Source organism: Pseudomonas sp. Irchel s3b2, assembly GCF_900187445.1.
Taxonomy (GTDB): domain Bacteria; phylum Pseudomonadota; class Gammaproteobacteria; order Pseudomonadales; family Pseudomonadaceae; genus Aquipseudomonas.
The window spans coordinates 41,662-59,833 of record NZ_FYEB01000005.1; the positions used below are offsets into that span (position 1 = coordinate 41,662).

The window sequence follows — 18,172 nt, forward strand, 5'->3', positions numbered from 1 at the left end:
CCGTTGAAAAAGGAATGGTCATTTGAATAAAGCCCCCTCCTCGACCGTCGAACAGGATCTGTCGAAGCCTGAGGCCATCAGCCTGCGGGAAGCGTTCCTGTTCTGGCTGAAGCTCGGCTTCATCAGTTTCGGCGGGCCGGCCGGACAGATCTCGATCATGCACCAGGAGTTGGTGGAGCGCCGACGCTGGATCTCGGAACGGCGTTTTCTGCATGCACTCAACTACTGCATGTTGCTGCCCGGGCCGGAGGCTCAACAGCTGGCGACCTACATCGGCTGGCTGATGCACCGCACGTGGGGCGGCCTGATTGCCGGCGCGCTGTTTGTGCTGCCCTCGCTGTTCATCCTGATCGGGTTGTCCTGGGTGTACATCGCCTTTGGCGAAGTGCCAGCAGTGGCCGGTCTCTTTTATGGGATCAAGCCTGCCGTGACCGCGATTGTGGTGCAGGCCGCCCACCGGATCGGCTCCCGGGCGTTGAAGAATAATTGGTTGTGGGGGATCGCCGCGGCGTCATTCACGGCCATCTTCGTGTTCAATGTGCCCTTCCCGTTGATTGTGCTGGGCGCCGCGATCATCGGTTATATCGGCGGACGTCTGGCGCCTGAAAGGTTCCGCACCGGGGGCCACGGCGCTGCGAAAAAGTCCTTCGGCCCGGCCTTGATCGACGACGACACCCCGACGCCCGAACATGCCCGTTTCAGCCGCTTTAAACTGCTGCGCCTGTTGCTGGTGGGCGCTGTCTTGTGGGTATTGCCGATGGGGATGCTCACCGCATTGTTCGGTTGGGACGGCACCCTGACTCAGATGGCCTGGTTCTTTACCAAAGCGGCGTTGCTGACGTTCGGCGGCGCGTATGCCGTGCTGCCCTATGTGTATCAGGGCGCTGTCGGTCACTATGGCTGGCTGACACCCACGCAGATGATCGATGGCCTGGCGCTCGGCGAAACCACCCCTGGGCCGCTGATCATGGTGGTGGCCTTCGTCGGTTTTATCGGCGCCTATGTTCAGCAGGTATTCGGCCCCGATCATGTGTTCCTGGCCGGCGCCCTCGCCGCCACGCTGGTGACCTGGTTCACCTTCCTGCCATCGTTTCTGTTCATCTTTGCTGGCGGTCCGTTGGTGGAATCGACGCACAACGAACTCAGGCTCACCGCACCGCTGACCGCGATTACTGCGGCGGTGGTCGGCGTGATTCTTAATCTGGCGTGTTTCTTCGGCTACCACGTACTCTGGCCCAACGGCTTCGGCGGTCAACTCGACTGGCCTTCGGCGCTGATCGCCATTGCGGCGGCCATTGCCTTGTTCCGCTTCAAGCGGGGTGTGATCGAGGTGTTGATGGGATGCGCGTTGATCGGGCTGGCGGTGCATCTGCTGCGCTAGGCATCAAGACACAATCAATGAAGTTGCCGTTGCCGCTGTAACTCGGTCTTCAGCCAGGAACTGGCCGATTGTATACCCGTCGGACAGCGCACTTCATAGGCGCGGCCACTCATACTGCTTTGGCTGGCCGCCAGATCGATGAAGTCTTCGGCACTGTTTACCTTGTTCCGGTCTTCAAGATACTTCAGCTTCTTCTGCAGATGTACCCGAGCCTCAGCGCCTGGGTATTCGCTTCCGTTACGCACAAACCGGCACTCGCTGTGCTCGACAAAGTCCAGCAAGCTGTTTATTTCCTGAGTGGCTTGAGATGGGGTTTGCGCCTGTACATCGAGCACCATGGCGGTCAGGCCGATACCTGCCGCGATCAGCCATTGGCTGAGGCGCCGAGTGAAACGTCCAGGCAGAATTCCCATGGTGATACCTCGCATGACTAACGGCAGATCAGAGCGGCAGTGCCCTGCGCTCTGAAGGTTGACGGGCCAATATCAATCGTCGTCACGGTCGTCCCGATCGCGGTAACGACGGCGATCATCACGACGATCGTAATCCCGGTCATACCGTCGATCATCACGGTAATCATAGCCTCGGTCATGGTCGCGACGGTATTCACGACGGTGATCCCGATCGTACCTGTCGTCATCTTCCCAGTGAGGAAAGCAGCCTCCCAACAGGAGAGTACTTGCAATGGCCAGGGTCATTATCGCGGTGCGCTTCATTTGAACATCCTAAAAGCAAAGGTCAGAGCTGCGGGGATGAGTTGACGCTATCCACGAATTCAATCGTGGTGCGTGCAAACCGCAGATACGACCTTCCAGATGCTTAATGATTCAGTTATCGCCAAGTCTTACAGCGTTCTTTGGCTGTTACCGATGGTTTTGGCTTTTTCGATGGCCCAGTCCAGCGCGGCTTCCATGTCCAGCAGGTGCGGTGACGGGTGGTTGTCCTCAACGATGACCGAACCGTCCGGCCGGTAAACACCGATGAACATCTTCAACGAGCCGTCTCTCAATATCTCGGCTTTTACCTCGATGCTGCATCCGTTCGACAGTGTTTCCGAGTGGATCATATGGCGCTCAGTCATGGCTGCATTCCTCCCGTGGTTGCTATCAGCGTAACCCATGCAGCGCTGAACCGATGACGCTCAAGCGTCTACTTGCACCACCTCGATCCCCAGTTTTTGATAATCCTCGACATTGCCCGAGGCCACGTGACGTTCGGTGATCAGCGTATGCACACGGTTGCAAGGCGCAACAACGAAGGGCTCCACCGCACCCAGTTTGTCCGCAGTGGTGACGGCGATCACGTGGGAAGCGCTGGCGAGCATCGCCTGCTTCACCGGCACCTCATCGAAATGCAGTGAGCTGATGCCGACTTCCGGATGAATGGCGCAGACCCCGGTGAACACCAGGTCGGCCTTGATGCCCTCGATCAGCCGCAGAGTTTCATGGCCGCCGGAAGACATCGTCGCAGGATTGAGCTGACCACCGGCGACGATCACTGTGATGCCTTTGTATTCGGCGAGAATGATCGCAATCATCGGCGACGCGGTGATGGCCGTGATGGAAATGTCAGCGGGTAGTGAACGCGCTATCTGCAGCGTGGTGCTGCCGGAATCGAAAATCACGATCTGGCCGTCTTTGACCCGGCGTGCGGCGAGTTGGGCCAGCCGGGTTTTCACTTCATCGGTTTCGCCGACCCGGGTGAAGTAATCCTTGCCCGTGTCCTTGGGCCGCGGTAGCGCCCCGCCGTGTACCCGCTGCACCAGCCCGGCGCTGGCCAGCTCCGACAGATCCCGGCGAATGGTGTCTTCGGACACAGCGAAATGCTGGCTCAAGTCGGAGGCCATGACCTTGCCGTCGCGTTCGAGGATCAGCAGGATTTTTTGACGGCGCAGTTGTGGGAGCTCGGCGTTGGAATGCTCGACTTGCATGGTTATGCCCGTTTTTGCGTGTTTATGCGAGATTAGCCAAACAGCGGGATGAACACAACTGGCAGCAGAAGAATGCAGGCTCATGGCCAAGCCCGCTCCCACATGGATTGCGCTAAACAGAGCTTCTGACCTCAATGCCCATCACAACGCATTCACAATGAACTCGCGCAACCATTGATGCGCTGGGTCGCGATGAACACGCTCGGGCCAGAGCATCGACATCTCATAACCCGGGACTTCAAGCGGTGGCTCGACCACCTCCAACGCACCCGCATCGCGAACCAGCCGCGACGGCAACATCGCCACCATGTCGGTGCTCTCCACCACCGACCGGACAAACAGGAAATGCGGGACTGACAGCACCACCCGGCGCGTCATGCCCACCGCCGAAAGCGCCTGGTCGGTGACACCCTGAAAGCCCCCGCCATCCCGTGACACGATCACATGGTCGAGTTCACAGAACTGCGCCAGTGTCGGCCGCTTTTTCAACTGCGGATGGCCGGCCCGCCCCACTAAAACATACCGCTCGGTAAACAACGCACGACGTCGCAAGCCGAGGGGCGCGTCCTCGCTGGTGTGAAAAGCCAGATCGATTGCCCCCTGCTCCGCTTGTCTGGCGATCTGTGACGGAACCAGGTCAAACACCGCCAAACGCGTGCCCGGTGCTGCCGAACGCAGCCCGGCTAACGCAGGCAAAACGATAGTCGTCTCACCGTAGTCGGACGCCATAAGGTTCCACGTCTGCCGTGCCTCGGCCGGGTTGAAGGGGCTGGCGGGCGACACGGCGCGCTCCAGGGCTTCCAGTGCCTGGCGCAACGGCTCGCGCAACTCATCGGCCCTGGCCGTGGGCCGCATGCCCCGTGGTCCTGGCAGCAACAGCGGATCACCGAAAATGTCCCTCAATTTGGCGAGATGAACACTCACTGAAGGCTGCGACAAATTCAGGCGTTGCGCCGCACGGGTCACGTTGTGTTCCGAGAGCAAGACATCAAGGGTCAGCAGCAGATTGATGTCCAGGCGTCGCAGATTATTCATGGTAATACCTGGCATATTGATTATTCATTTCCAATATACCGCGCAACGTCCGATTCTGCTGGCTCCCGACACTGGAGACTCAGCCATGAATGTTCTACTCGTTTATGCCCATCCCGAACCCAAATCATTGAACGGCTCGCTCAAAGACTTTGCCGTCAAACGCCTGGAAGCTGCCAGCCACCAGGTGCAGGTCTCCGATCTTTACGCGATGGACTGGAAAGCCTCGCTGGATGCCGATGACAGTCCCGGGCGGCCAGCCGACGCGCGGTTCGATCCTTCACTGGACTCCAAACATGCCTTCGAAGAAGGCCGGCAAAGACACGACATCACTCTCGAACAGGAAAAACTGCTCTGGGCCGATGCCGTCATTTTGCAGTTTCCGCTGTGGTGGTTCTCGATGCCGGCGATTCTCAAAGGCTGGGTGGAGCGCGTCTATGCCTATGGATTTGCTTATGGCGTAGGCGAACACTCCGATGCGCGCTGGGGCGACCGCTACGGGGAAGGCACACTCGCGGGCAAACGGGCAATGCTGATCGTCACCACGGGTGGATGGGAATCTCATTACAGCCCTCGGGGCATCAATGGGCCTATCGATGATGTGTTATTCCCGATTCAGCATGGCGTCCTGTTTTACCCTGGCTTCGACGTGCTGCCACCGTTCGTGATCTATCGGACCAGCCGAATGGATGAGGCGAGATTCTTAACGACCTGTGAGGCGCTCGGCCAACGGCTTGATGACCTCTGGAAGACCGCGCCGATACCTTTCCGAGCGCAAAATGCCGGGGCGTATGACATTCCTCAACTCACGTTGCGCGCCGAGATTGCCTCGGATCAGTCTGGCTTTGCGGCTCATGTCAGACAGGCGGAACGTGATGAACCAGGCGTACGAACGCCATCCGCAAAAGTGCGCGCCATATAGAACCGACGCGTTCCTTGTAGCAGCAGCCTCGCGAGCTCGGCAGCTGCTACAAGGAACGCGTCGTGGTTGAAATGGTTTCACCGACTCGCAAACACGAAAAAGCCCGCACAAGGCGGGCTTTGGAAATCGATGTAGGTGGCCAGCGCTGGTCTCTGGCTTACAAGGTTTATCGGGCCTCTCACAGAACAGGATTTTTAGCTTTAGGCTGTTCTGCCTCACACGGCATAAGGGCTGGATCTCAGCGCGGAGATCTTTCTAACCGTGTACCCTTGGGAGCGCGCCCCACGCTTCCTCGCTATCCCTTTGCGCATCAGTCTGCGTCTTCACCTACAGTTTCAGAATAGCAAATCATTCGACGCCTGGGTCGGGCTTTTTAGACCGATTCTTTTCTAAGGGAATGACCGCAGAATGGAAAAATACTAACGCCGTGGGACAGACTTCCATTACTCCTGCAAAGGACCTGCCGAAGGCTGCGATCTTTTGATCTGAGGCCCGAAAAACCCATTGGAATCCCCTCACCACAATGGATCTCTCCTTTCCCTTTAGGGATGGAATTTCCCGCTCGGCCCCGCACCCGTTTTGGTTGTGCGAAAAATCTTATAGCCCACCGTCTGCCTGGCTGACGTCATATCGACATCGATCACCATGACATTGGAGTGATTACCGTAAAAGGAATCCGGATCGATACACGACAGCGTGGAAATTCCATTAGGCAGGGTGTGCGAGTGGTTCATGTTGTAGATCTGCTCGGGCCTTATGTTTGGGGTGTACTGGTTTATCGGGCTGGACATCAACTCATTGATCACCGTGCTTTTCTCGCCGCGCGAAACCTCCAGCGTGGCGTGATAAGAGGTGTGCATGTCGCCCGTCAGGAAGGTCAGGCGTGACACGTTTGTTTCGAGGACATGCTCAAGGATGCGGCTTCGCTGCTCCTCGAAAGCCGGGTCCGACCATTTGTCACCTTCAGAGTTTTTCACCACCCCCACGAACGGCACGCTGGTGACAACGAACTTCAGGTCATCGCGGTAACGCGACAGCCAGCGCAACAGATCGCCTTCCTGGACCTCATCGAGCAAACGCCTTTGCGCCGTGCTGCGGTAATAACGAGTGTCCATGACAAAGAACTTCACAGCGCCGTAGTTGAACTCGTAGTGGTAATGATGCTCGGCATGACGGCTCGCAGGGTTGTGCGAATGCTGAAACTCCCAATACGCCTTGATGGCGGCGTTCGCCAGCGCTTGCGTGGACGAGCCGGTGGCCGTGTCGAAGTTGTTGATCAGTTCATGGTCGTCAAGAATCATGTAATGCGACAACTCTGTCAGCGTCCGGCGCGCGGGAACACAGTCCTCCCAGGCATCCAGATACTTGTCGCGAAAGAACTGCACATCGATGGAAGGCTGGCGCGGGATGTCCGAGTAAATCTGGTCGCCGCAATGAATCATGAAGCGTGCGTCGTTGTTTTTGGCCACCCGAGAAATCTCGACCCAGGCGCGGTCGGGTCTCTCCAGTATCCCGAGCGAGTGCAGATTGCAGGAGCCGAGCACGAAGGAGAATGATCCGGTCAGCTCTACCGCGGGAAAGGTGCGAAAGCGCCCTTCGGTATAGGCATCACGAACTCGCTCATCGGCTGCCGCACCGCGGGTCTTGCCGAAGGCCACCTTCACGGTATAAGGCGTATCGGGATTAAGCTTTTTCCACTCCAGAACGCCCGTGTAGAACTCCATTGGCTGGGCATCGAGCACCTTGGTGGGGCCTGTCGCGTTGTTGTCGCAATCCACTACATCAACAAAGGCCACCGGCCAACGCTCGCTGGCGCGTACCCAGACTTTAATCGACGTATCGGTGGTATGACCAAGAATGAGCCGTGCCATCTGATTTCCCTCCTGAAACCTGAGCAGCAGTTCAGTCGATAAATCAGCATCGCGCCACTAAGACATCAAGCCCGCCGCGTAGACGGCTCCAAAGGCTCTGCATCGGTTATTTGTATTACTGCGCTACGGCGTTCCGATCATTGCGCTGAGTCGCAAGCAGGCACGGGTTGACGAGTTCCGAACCCACACCCACCCGCTACGAACGCAACACCCCTATCGCCCGCCGATACTTCTCAACGCGCTCCAGATCCTCCCAGGACGGCTGGGCAATCCGCGACAAGTCGCTGTTCTCTTCCAGATCCGCCAGTTTCACCACTCGCCCGATCGGGTTCTGCGCGGCGCGCTCGACAAACTCCTCGTAGGACTCGCCCGGCACCTTGGTCACCGACGCAATCGCCATCAGCACCGTTTCGCTAAAGCCTTCTTTGCGTAGATCGTCGAAGCTGATGCCACAGTCCTCGACCACGTCATGCAACACCGCGACGATGCGCTCTTCCAGCGTGTTCACCCGCAGCATGACTCTCAGCGGATGCAGGATGTAAGGCGCGCCGCCCTTGTCCACCTGCCCTTCATGCGCCGCGGCGGCGATGGCAATGGCGCGTTCCAGTGTCTGACTCATGGGATTTTCCTCGGGTTAAACGCCGTAACGGCTGGTGAAGTGGATGTTGCGTTTGAAACAAACTGCAATCGTGATCGTTTGATTAAGCCGCTGCCAGGATTTTGAAGTCTGAGAATCTCGTAGGAATTTGCCCTTTGTGGTGAGGGGGCTTGCCCCCGTTGGGCTGCGAAGCGGCCCCAGATCCTGCTAGCCCGTTTCCTCAGACACACCGCAACACCCCATTTTGCGGCGGCTGCGCCATCGAACGGGGTCAAGACCCCTCGCCACAGTGACCGCGTGTGGTCCTACAGCCCGGTTGCGGCTACCAAAATTGCTGCCTAGAGTGGGTCTGTCGCTGACCGCAGTTAGCGATAGGGTTTCGCAGCCCCAAGGAGAGATGGCCTTCACCGTCGAATGAAAATTCTGGCAAAATTCGCCCGCGTTTCATTTCATGGCGGTTGTGCGTGGGAGACTTTCGAGTCTGCCGGGTTTAGGTCATCTCTCGGTCTGCGAACCCGCGTACAGCTGCCACCCAATTGTTTCGCAGCGAAAAGGTGGCACCTCTATTTACTTTCTTAGAGAACTACCAATGACCACGAACAACCCGCTTCGCCACTACTCCCCGATGCCCCACCACGCCACCGACCACCCCGTCCTCCTCATCGACGCCGATGCCCCGCTACGCGAACTCCACAACTGCCTCAGCGAACGCCTCAACGCCATCCTCAAATACCTCAACCTCATGGCCTGCACCAGCCTCCCCGACTACGCCGAGCACGACATCAACACCGTCACCAACATCGCCCGGATCATGGTCCAGGATGTGAGCGATGTGTTTCGGGTGATTGAGCAGCGTGGTTTTGATACGCCTAAGTAACCAGATTTGAGCCGTAAAAAACCCGCGTTGCTGCGGGTTTTTCAGCCTATGGCTTCGCTAGATCCCCCTTGCACTGATCCAAGCGGTCTTCATCTGTCCCGACTCCTTTCTCGGTGTCGATGTTCCCGTTCAAGTCGAGATAGATGTCGGTGTTCGGCCATTTTGGCGTGATGCTCACGCAATGATGGCGCCCCTTGTCGCTCCACCAATTCAACTGCATGAAAAAATCTTCGTCTGGAAATATAAAGCCGTTATCCGACGTGCCGCCTCCGGCCTGCATCCGTCCCTTGTATATCCAATGTTGCACGTTCCAGATGTACTTGAGTTCTTCCTTGCCGTTTTCGGCCGACTATCTTGGACGCTTTCATTATTGATCAAATTTCAATTAATTATAAAAAACTGTAACTTCTTACAGTAGACCCAGAGCCAGCCCGTCAGCAATATGAAGCCATTCAGCAGAACGCTTGGTTAACGGATTTAAAAAGACCCCCATTTTTTGAGCGATTTGACAGATTTCTCGCCGATCAGGTAGGCGACTCCTGTCGAATTATTTCGCACACTTTCAGATTCAGTTAACAATCTAGTTTGGTTTGGCGTGCCGAGCAATCAAGTCATTAATTTTACGCTCGTACTTGTACCCTAACTATTGAATACGGAGGCTACATGGACAAAGCCCATTCCACGCTGGACGTTTGCCTGCGAGAGCGTGCTGGACTAACACCGGACAAACAGGTCCATGTATTCCTCGACGACACCAATCAATCCGAGGTTGGCGTCAGCTACGCCGAGCTCGACCGTCGTGCCCGAGTCATCGCGCAATCCTTAGATCAGTTCGGGCAAGAGACCAGGGTACTGTTACTATTCTGGCCTGGGCTCGATTTCATTGCCGCCCTGCACGGCACCCTGTACGCAGGGGCGTCCGCCATTCCCGCCTATCCGCCAGAACCTTCTCGGATTGAGCGTACTTTGGCACGTCTAATGACCATAGTTGCCGATGCGGCACCCGCGGTGGTGCTCACCAGCAGCACGATTCTTGAGCTGGCAAAGCCCATGCTGGCCTTCGCCCCTCAGTTGGCACAACTGCCATGGCTTGCAGTCGACAAGCTGTGCCAGGACGAGACTTCCCCCGCGTTTAAAGAGCCCGGGCTAACGCCCCGACACCCGGCGATTATCCAATACACCTCAGGCTCTACATCAAGGCCCAAGGGGGTCATCCTCAGTCATGGCAACATCATTGCCAACATGCGGATGATCCAGGCAGAAATGGAAGCGCAAGCCGAACAAGGACCTGATCGCATCGTGGTCTCTTGGACGCCGTTTTATCATGACCTTGGCCTGATGGGTGGAGTCCTGCTCCCGGTCATCATGGGCGGCCGCTCGGTACTTATGTCCCCTCTCGACTTTATGCGGCGCCCTGCGGTCTGGTTGTCGACGATCAGCCGATACCGAGCCACCGATACATTCGTACCGAATTTCGCACTCGATATCGCCGTACGCAAAATCGTCGGGGCCGATCGATACGCACTCAACCTCAGCAGCCTCAGAACCTGCATCGTGGGTGCCGAACCAGTGCGTCACGCCAGTGTTGAACGCTTTCTTCACGCCTTTGGCAAACAGGGGTTAAGCAGAAACTGCATGGTGCCAGCATATGGCTTGGCCGAAGCAGTGGTTGCCGTGGCCGCAGGCCCCGCCTCTGAGACACCGCGAACTCTCTTCATTGATGGCGAAGCCCTCAAGCATAATCGTTTCACGCCAGTCCAATCGTCCCATCCGCAAGCCTTACCGTTCACCTCCTCTGGTAGGCCGTTGCAAGACGTTCAGGTCAGCATCGTGCATCCCGACTCGCGCCAACTCGCGCAGGCGGGTGAAATTGGCGAAATATGGGTACGAGGTCCTCATGTGGCCGTTGGTTACTGGAACAAACCGGCCGATACCGAAGCCACGTTCGCGGCCACACTCGACCAGGATCCCGATCGCGCCTGGTTGAAGACGGGAGATCTGGGCTGCCTGGAGGCGAACCATCTTTATGTCACCGGGCGGATCAAAGATTTGATCATCCTTCGCGGACGCAACTACTATCCCCAAGACCTTGAGCTAGCGATTGAACAGAGCCATGCCAGGATACGACCTGGAGCTGTGATCGCCTTTGCCGGTGAACGAGACACCCAGCAGCGGCTGACGATCATTGCCGAGGTGGACGCGCGCCATCTACTCGATGAGACGGGTCGCCAGCAAACCTTTGCCTCTGTGCTGGATGCCATTCGCTACGCTCTGAGCGCCCATTACCAGTTGCAAGCGCAGGACATCGTCTTGATCAAAGCGGGCAGCATCGATAAGACCTCGAGCGGTAAACTGGCACGCCAAGCCTGCCATAAACATTACCTGAAGCAGCAACTTGAGGTCGAACAGGCCTGGGAGCTCAGTCCAGTGGCTGTCGGCGAAGCGTTGACCTTACCGGGGAATGACACTGACAGTCGAGTCACGCTGATCGACCACATCGCCAAGGAAATAGCGCGCCTGACTGGCGGTGGTCAGCCTTCGGCGGATACCCGGTTGGATGACCTGGGACTCGATTCGCTCGTCGCGATGGACTTGACCGGCTATCTGGAACGAAGCCTTGGTATCACCATCCCGATAACGACACTGGTGGGAACGACCACACTCGATGAACTGGCTGTTCGACTGATCAAACAATATGAGGTGTTGGGTAACGAGGCCGCTGCCCCCCATCCCGGCACGCCAACGCTTCACTCCGCCGCAAAGGCAGTGCAACTCGGTCACGCGCGTACGAGCTGTGCATTTGCCTTGCGTGACTTGTCGTCAGCCTCGCCGCTGTTTTGCATTGGTGGGCTGGGCGGCACAGCCTCCTACCTTGTCGATCTTTGCACCGCGCTCGACAGTACACGACCTTTCATCGCATTCCAGGCGCCAGGCACCAATGGCGCCGAATCGCCCCTGGGTTCAGTTGAGGAAATGGCTCGGCGCTATATCGATGAGATTCGCGCCATTCAACCCATAGGACCTTACACGATTGCAGGTCACTCCTTCGGTGGTCTGGTGGCCTTTGAGATCGCACAACAGCTTGCAGAACTGGGGGAGCGTGTGGATCCCCTATTATTACTTGACTCTTCCGCTGCACAGTACGAGGGCAGTCCGAGCGATGATGATGAGCTCATGGCGCTGTTCGAGTTGCGCAACTCGTATCGGCGTGTCTCCGGCGTTAGTGATGAGCCTCACGTTTTTGCGTCCCTCACCTCGCTCGACCCGAATCAGCAACGCCAACTGCTGACCCAGGAACTGGAAGCGCAGACCGGACTGTTGAACGGCTCGGCTATTGCCCATGTACTGCGCACATATCGCGCCGGTTACGCGGCAATGGAACAGTACCGGCCACGCCCCTATCCTGGTCCGGTCATCCTGTTCAGGGCAACCGACGGTTTTCCGGCCAGTGTCATGCATCCCGCTCGTCGCGTGCGCTTTCGCTTCGGGACGGACGCACTGGGCTGGAATCAGTGGTGTCCGGCATTGCGAGTGATCGATGTTCCCGGAGACCACTTCAGCATGGTTACCCGTCCGCATGTGCAAGCTCTTGCTGCTGCAATAACGCAACAAACGCGGGCCGATATCCGCGTCGATATCGGTCTGGACCGATTGATGGCGGCCAAAGGTAGCCATACCACAGGACGCGCCATCGATTACTCATCCACTGGCCTGAGCTTTGATCCCTACCACCCGACCTTCATCGAAGATCCATACCCCATTCTTCATCAGATCCGCAAGCACGACCCCATCCACCGCGATGCACGGGGGCACTGGTGGCTGACCCGGTTCGAGGACGTCTCCGCCGCCTTGCGCGACAAGCGCTTCTCCGCTGATTCGCGCAATGCCATCGGGGTAGAACTTGCACAAACACAACTATCACTGCTCGGTGCCTGGTATCAACGCCAGGAAGACATGCCCCTGACGCGTCTGTTCAACGAGTTCATGCTCTTCATCGATCCACCACGGCAACAATTGTTGCGGCAGGTCTTCGGCCCACTTTTCACTCGCGAAGCGATGCAGGGTTGGGAACGCTATATCAGTGATTGTGCCGAAGAGCACATTGCCGACATGTGTCTGCGCTCCACGCCCGATCTGGTCCGCGATCTTGCGCTTCCCCTTCCGGTAAAAATAATGGCAGAGGTTCTCGGATTTCCTCGTGGGGATGCCAGCTTGCTGGTGCCTTGGGCACGCGATCTCGCCCTGGTATTTGATCCGCTGATTTCCAATGAAGTAGTGCAACGGGCCAATCACAGTGCCGACAGTTTCGCAACCTACCTGCGCGAACATTTGGGCAGGCAGGTCAATGGAACCGCCAAGCAAGTCTGTAAACTGGACTTGAATGCGGCGCTGGGCAATGGCATCACCATGGATGAGCTCATCTCCCACTACGCGCTCATTTTCACCGCTGGCTTCGAAACGTCAATGAGCATGCTCGGTAACAGTGCGTTGGCGTTGCTACGCAACCCTGACCAAAGCGACAGATTGCGTCAACATCCGGAGCTGGCGAAGGTCGCCGTCGAGGAGTTTTTACGCTTTGACGGCGCAGCCCGCAGTACGCTTCGCTATGCCCTGGAGGATATTGAAATCGGTGGACAACACATCAAACGGGGTGACACGGTAATCATTTCGTTCGCGGCGGCCAATCGTGATCCCGCGATGTTTCCTGACCCTGACCGCCTGGACCTGGGTCGAGGCGTCAAGCAGCACCTCGCTTTCTCCCACGGTGCGCATTATTGCTTGGGCGCTGAATTGGCCAGGCTCGAACTTGAGCATGTGATGCCGGCTCTTGCTCGCCGGGACATTACGCTGGTACCTAACGGCCTGGCTTGGCGACAAAGCATTATATTCCGCAACCTCGAGCGCATGAGAATCACGATCAGAAACATTGAGGTCAACTAAATTGAATGTTCCGCTCCCCATATTAAAATGGGCGCACCCTGACGTTGTTAATGCAATATCAACTAATACCTTTCGAGGCGGCTCCAGCTGTAATTCGATATACCCTTTCTGCGAATGAGAGTCAGAAGGAAATCGGGACAAAGAAATCGGGCAGACCACGTTTAAATTGAAAGAGCACTGCCTCCCATCCTTAGAAAAAACGTGGTCTGCCCCCGATTTTCGCCTCAACCTCATGGCCTGCACCAGCCTGCCGGACTACGCCGAGCACGACATCAACGCCGTCACCGTCACCAACATCGCCCGGATCATGGTCCAGGATGTGAGCGATGTGTTTCGGGTGATTGAGCAGCGGGGGTTTGATACGCCGTAAAATCAAAAAGGTGACAGATCTATTTGTTTAAATAGATCTGTCACCTTTTTTCCGGTCACCTTTTTTCCGTTTTCCCAGTAAGGAAAACAGCCACGGACACTCTCAGACAATCGAGTGATTTGCCGCATGTCCCGGTTGTGCGCAGAGATCAATGCCAAGGGCATGGATGACCTTTAGAACCGTATCAAAACGTGGTTTCGCGCCTGGCGCGAAAGCCTTGTACAGGCTTTCGCGGCCCATTCCGGAATCCTTGGCAATTTGTGTCATGCCACGGGCCTTTACCACGTAGCCAATAGCACGAAGAAATTCTTCGTTGTCGCCGTCTGCCAGTACCTGAGAGAGGTACTCGCTGATGGCTTCGTCGCTGTCGAGTAGTGCCGCCATGTCGAAGGTAGTCAACGTGTGGCCCATTTTTAAACCTCCCTTGCCAATTTTTTCGCCCGTCGGATATCGGTGTTTTGCGAGGACCCGCAGAGGCACTGTATCCATGTGAATACAGACGAGCAGTCAGGCCATTCTCTGGTCCAGTGTGTTTTTTCCCTGAATCGTGTAGGCAGTATGACGAAACGGTTACTGATGATTCGAGACTTCTCGCAAGCCCTATCTCCAGGGCCCGCAAGACAACACCAATCAGTAAACCTGCACCCGCCACAACTCCCGTGACGACGAAGCCGCCGACATCGGCAACCGCCCATGCAGCGTCCGATAGTTATCAATCAACACCAAATCCCCCTCACTCCATTGATGAGCAATCAGACACTCCGGGTCATAAACCAGCGCATTGACCTGTTCGAGCAGCGCCTGTTGAGCTTCCTCATCATGGTCCTGCACAGACTGGCTAAGCGTCTGCAGTGTCGAATCAGTGCCCTCTTGATAACGCAGGATAAGTTCGCCGCTGCGGGGGTGGTGATCCACCAGGCTGTACATGCGCGGTGAGCCACCGAAGTAGGTCATTTTGGTGTAGTAGGTGATGTTCACCGACTGCCATTGTCGAGCGACTTGCTGCCCGACTTTACGCAGTACGTTTCGGCTGTCGACGACGGTGGTCTGGCCCTCGCCCGGTTGCGGCGCGGTCTTGCAATACAGCATGAATTTGCTGGCGCAGAATTTCGGATTGCGCTGAACCTGTGCGTCGCTGTCGGGCAGCATGTTCAGGTCCCAGTGCAAAGGCGTTTTCTCCAGCGAGTGCACCACGCCTTGGGGTTTGTCTGCGGGTTTGACCACGTGCACGGCGCCAAAGGCCCATTCGTACAGCGTGCCGAAGCGTTCGCAGCTGCGCGCAAAACTGTCCTGGTCGTCGAAGCGACAGCCCTTGAGGCAGACGAAACCAAAGGTTTCCACCAGTGCTTCCAGCAGGCCGGTGGACAGTCGTTCGAAACCCAGCCCCAAGGGGTCTCGCACCACCAGGCCAAAGAGCGGAAGTTTTTGCAGTTCGTATTCGAAGCCGTTGGCCTGCGGGTTTTCTGTTTGGTGGTAGAGCCACGGCCGCCCTTGCCAAGTGACCAGCACATGGTGGTCGAGGTCGACTTGGGCGCGGGCGCGAAGGGTTTGGCTGCCATCGAGGTTGCACACCGGCACAGCATGCCAGGGGCTGTCGACACGGGTCAGCCCTTCGGCCAGGCCGAAGGTGAATTTGGGTCCGGCATTGCTGTATTGATGGACCGACAAGCGAATGTCATCGCCGAAGAAACGGTCCACTGCCGCATTCAATGCCTGTCCGCGAAACATCATTTGGTAGGCTTTGAAGTTGATTTGCTGCAGGTACTCGTCCTCGCTCTGCCCGTCTTCACGGCACAGACGCAGGTCGTTGTAGAGGTGGCTGCAGAGATGGTCATGCGCCTGGCTGAGGGATTCATCGTGCCGGCTCTGCTCGATCAACTCCCCAAGGTTTTTCCAGGGCAGACGGGCCTGCTTGATCAGGCTGGCGCGAACCGACTCGGCACTTTGAGCCTGGGGGAACAGGTCTTCCATGCTGACCCACTGAATCGTATGGGTGGTGCACAGTTCACGTAAAGCCCGGTTGTAGGCGACGCGAACATCGTCGGCAACGCCAACGATGTCATTGAACGTCGTTCCGTCACTGAGGATCGAGACCACACAACCCGGTGCGTGCAACGCGGCGATGGCTTGTCCGAGCTGGTCGAGGCGCTCGATGGCGATTACCTCGCCATAATCCGGCAGCACACCGAATGTCTGGTCGGTGGCGTTTGGCGACTTGCAGGGAAAACCTGGCAGTACCAGACGCACCGGCAGGCTCTGATCGAAGCAATGCCCCAGGCGTAGCGCGAGATGCGCTCTGCCTTGTGGGTCGAAACAATCATCCGTGCCTTTGAGCAGATAACCTGCGAGCAAATCGCTGACGGCAGCGATCCATGCGTCTCTATGTTCCATAGAACAACTTCCTTGAGAGTGTGTGTATCAATAGGATTTAACGGTGTCGCCCTGCTCGGTGAACGCATGCGCTGTACCGCAGACTTGCTGCAGGATGCGCAACAACCCGGCAGGCTGTTCGCAGCAGAAGTTCGGGGCCTGGGCCTGTAATGCAGGGGTCAGGCCATAGCCCCAGGTGACCGCTGCCGAGTACATACCTGCAGCACGGGCGGTCTTCAGATCGATCTCGGTGTCACCGACAAACAAACAGCATTGCGGATCAACCGACAATCGCCGGGCGGCTTCCCATGCCACCTCCGGCTGAGGTTTGAGCGCCCTGCCCGCGCGATGTCCCAGAATCGTCCCGAAGGTATTCTGTGGAAGCAGCGCATCGACAACTTGCCGGGCCATTTCCTCGGTCTTGTTGGTGACGATTGCCAGCGGCACCTGCAATTGGCGACAACCTTCGAGCAAGGCAAGCACACCGTTGAAGGGCCGGGAAAATTGAACAAGGTTGTTTTGATACAGCGCCACATAGCGCTGGTGCAGCGCGACCGCATCGGCTATGCCGAACTGCGTGGCAAGCTGCTCGATCATCGCCGTGACCCCGCCGCCGATATAACCCTGCACCGTTTGCGCTGTCTGCGCCGGGCAACCGTGTTCGAGCAACACCTGGTTCAGGCACCAGGTGATGTCAGGCAAGGTGTCGACCAAGGTCCCATCCAAATCGAAGAGTACGGCTTCGACCCGCAACCGAGACGTCATCATTGAGCACTGGCGTAGTGACAAGGACGCCCCTTGCGAAACACCAAGCGGTGGTAGCGCTCATCGACATTGCTGCGTTTTTCGAGGGTGACCACACCCCGCCGCTTGATAGCCACCGAATGCCAGGGCGTACGCCACAGGTCACTGGTTGGCACCAGTCGAATACCGATCTTCGTCGACACCGCCAGTTGCGGGTGAATCGACAGGCGCAGGCAATGCGGGTAGCGCGCCTGTAACAGCGCACTCCAGGCCTCACTGCGCTGGATCACCCGCTGCGATGCCGGCTTGGCGACTTTCTTCACCGCATTAAGGCTCATCCCGGCGAATACTTTGAGCCCCGAGTAATCCTCGGAAAGAAAGCGATGGATGCCGCAGTACATCAACATCATGTGCGGATCATCCTTGAAACGCTGCTGCAACAAGACCAATGACTGACCGTGCTCAATCATCATTTCCTCACGCATGGCGTCCAGACAATCAAGCGGAGGATAGGCATCCCTGAGGTCGAAATGGGCGAACGTACCGGGATAGTGCTGTTCGGCGTAGTCCTGGATAGCGTCGGTGTAGGCCTTAACGTCCGCATCGGGAACATGCACCAAGTCAGAGAACACATAGCCATCGGAGCAGATATGAATCAGCGCTCCCGGTGCGTAGATCTCCTGGATCTCATTGCACAGGCGGTGTAACTCGTCGATTGCGTGATGCTCAGCAAGATCGGGTAGATGGCTGAGGGTTTTCTTGCGGCTGGGCGACTTGCCGGGAAAGGCTGGCAAGACCATTTCGATCTGGCGACCGTTCTCGATCGCCTGCATGACCTTGGTCAGATGGGGTTCCAGCACCTGCAACGAAAGTTCGTGATCCTGCCCTGGGGCAAGGTTACGACGTCGAAACAGGCATTCGAGGATTTGCTGAGCAATGTTCATGTGCGCGTTGTTCTGATGCTCATGCACCAGCTGACCGCACACCTGTTGAGCAACGGTGTTTGAACCCTGCATAGACAATCCTTTGTGTGGTGAATAACGGCCATTTTTTGGCCGTCAGCAGATATTCCTTACCTGCGGGCGGCTAAATTCCTACAAGTCGTGAGGGCTGTCAATCGTGGCAATCAGGAATAT

15 protein-coding genes and 1 pseudogene are annotated in these 18,172 nt (G+C 57.1%); 5 read left to right on the plus strand and 11 right to left on the minus strand.

Annotated features, from left to right (window positions below):
* Nucleotides 1-22: 22 nt before the first annotated feature.
* The gene (gene chrA / locus CKW20_RS13580) at nucleotides 23-1,381 is read left to right on the plus strand and encodes a chromate efflux transporter (RefSeq protein WP_095053362.1); all 1,359 of its coding nucleotides are present in this window, start codon (nucleotides 23-25) and stop codon (nucleotides 1,379-1,381) included.
* Between the two features lie 14 nt (nucleotides 1,382-1,395).
* On the opposite strand, the gene CKW20_RS13585 is transcribed toward chrA, so the two are convergent.
* The 5 genes from CKW20_RS13585 to CKW20_RS13605 form a co-directional block, all read right to left on the minus strand.
* Complete coding sequence (locus tag CKW20_RS13585; protein WP_095053363.1) at nucleotides 1,396-1,794, minus strand: DUF5329 domain-containing protein; 399 nt, start codon at nucleotides 1,792-1,794, stop codon at nucleotides 1,396-1,398.
* Between the two features lie 72 nt (nucleotides 1,795-1,866).
* The gene (locus CKW20_RS29870; RefSeq protein WP_095053364.1) at nucleotides 1,867-2,097 is read right to left on the minus strand and encodes a hypothetical protein; all 231 of its coding nucleotides are present in this window, start codon (nucleotides 2,095-2,097) and stop codon (nucleotides 1,867-1,869) included.
* A 128-nt stretch (nucleotides 2,098-2,225) separates the two neighbouring features.
* Nucleotides 2,226-2,462 (minus strand): hypothetical protein, encoded by a 237-nt coding sequence (locus CKW20_RS13595; RefSeq protein ID WP_095053365.1) that lies wholly within the window; start codon nucleotides 2,460-2,462, stop codon nucleotides 2,226-2,228.
* Nucleotides 2,463-2,522: 60 nt separating this feature from the next.
* On the minus strand, nucleotides 2,523-3,311 hold the full coding sequence (locus CKW20_RS13600; protein ID WP_095053366.1) for a DeoR/GlpR family DNA-binding transcription regulator: 789 nt from the start codon (nucleotides 3,309-3,311) through the stop codon (nucleotides 2,523-2,525).
* Nucleotides 3,312-3,452: 141 nt separating this feature from the next.
* Nucleotides 3,453-4,346 (minus strand): LysR family transcriptional regulator, encoded by an 894-nt coding sequence (locus tag CKW20_RS13605; RefSeq protein ID WP_095053648.1) that lies wholly within the window; start codon nucleotides 4,344-4,346, stop codon nucleotides 3,453-3,455.
* Between the two features lie 85 nt (nucleotides 4,347-4,431).
* Between CKW20_RS13605 and CKW20_RS13610 the strand changes: the two genes are divergently transcribed.
* Nucleotides 4,432-5,265, plus strand: coding sequence for an NAD(P)H-dependent oxidoreductase (locus CKW20_RS13610; RefSeq protein ID WP_095053367.1), 834 nt, complete (start codon nucleotides 4,432-4,434; stop codon nucleotides 5,263-5,265).
* Nucleotides 5,266-5,807: 542 nt separating this feature from the next.
* On the opposite strand, the gene CKW20_RS13615 is transcribed toward CKW20_RS13610, so the two are convergent.
* Together CKW20_RS13615 and CKW20_RS13620 are read right to left on the minus strand one after the other, a co-directional pair.
* On the minus strand, nucleotides 5,808-7,136 hold the full coding sequence (locus CKW20_RS13615; RefSeq protein WP_095053368.1) for an alkaline phosphatase D family protein: 1,329 nt from the start codon (nucleotides 7,134-7,136) through the stop codon (nucleotides 5,808-5,810).
* Between the two features lie 196 nt (nucleotides 7,137-7,332).
* On the minus strand, nucleotides 7,333-7,755 hold the full coding sequence (locus CKW20_RS13620) for an HD domain-containing protein (protein ID WP_095053369.1): 423 nt from the start codon (nucleotides 7,753-7,755) through the stop codon (nucleotides 7,333-7,335).
* A 568-nt stretch (nucleotides 7,756-8,323) separates the two neighbouring features.
* On the opposite strand from CKW20_RS13620, the gene CKW20_RS13625 reads away from it, so the two are divergent.
* The 3 genes and pseudogenes from CKW20_RS13625 to CKW20_RS13640 all read left to right on the plus strand — a co-directional run.
* Complete coding sequence (locus tag CKW20_RS13625; protein WP_095053370.1) at nucleotides 8,324-8,611, plus strand: fructose-bisphosphate aldolase; 288 nt, start codon at nucleotides 8,324-8,326, stop codon at nucleotides 8,609-8,611.
* Between the two features lie 663 nt (nucleotides 8,612-9,274).
* On the plus strand, nucleotides 9,275-13,552 hold the full coding sequence (locus CKW20_RS13635; RefSeq protein ID WP_095053371.1) for a cytochrome P450: 4,278 nt from the start codon (nucleotides 9,275-9,277) through the stop codon (nucleotides 13,550-13,552).
* Nucleotides 13,553-13,775: 223 nt separating this feature from the next.
* A pseudogene (locus CKW20_RS13640) lies at nucleotides 13,776-13,922 on the plus strand (fructose-bisphosphate aldolase); the annotation flags it as partial.
* Nucleotides 13,923-14,024: 102 nt separating this feature from the next.
* Here CKW20_RS13640 and CKW20_RS13645 read toward each other — a convergent pair.
* From CKW20_RS13645 to CKW20_RS13660, 4 genes are all read right to left on the minus strand, one after another.
* Complete coding sequence (locus CKW20_RS13645; RefSeq protein WP_095053372.1) at nucleotides 14,025-14,333, minus strand: addiction module antidote protein; 309 nt, start codon at nucleotides 14,331-14,333, stop codon at nucleotides 14,025-14,027.
* 219 nt (nucleotides 14,334-14,552) lie between these two features.
* A complete protein-coding gene (locus tag CKW20_RS13650) occupies nucleotides 14,553-16,313 on the minus strand; it encodes an L-tyrosine/L-tryptophan isonitrile synthase family protein (protein ID WP_095053373.1) in 1,761 nt (586 codons plus the stop codon).
* 27 nt (nucleotides 16,314-16,340) lie between these two features.
* Nucleotides 16,341-17,057, minus strand: a complete 717-nt coding sequence (locus tag CKW20_RS13655) for an HAD-IA family hydrolase (RefSeq protein ID WP_095053649.1) — start codon at nucleotides 17,055-17,057, stop codon at nucleotides 16,341-16,343.
* Nucleotides 17,057-18,052, minus strand: coding sequence for an isocyanide synthase family protein (locus tag CKW20_RS13660; protein WP_095053374.1), 996 nt, complete (start codon nucleotides 18,050-18,052; stop codon nucleotides 17,057-17,059). The genes CKW20_RS13655 and CKW20_RS13660 overlap by 1 nt, the downstream gene beginning before the upstream one ends.
* Nucleotides 18,053-18,172: the final 120 nt, after the last annotated feature.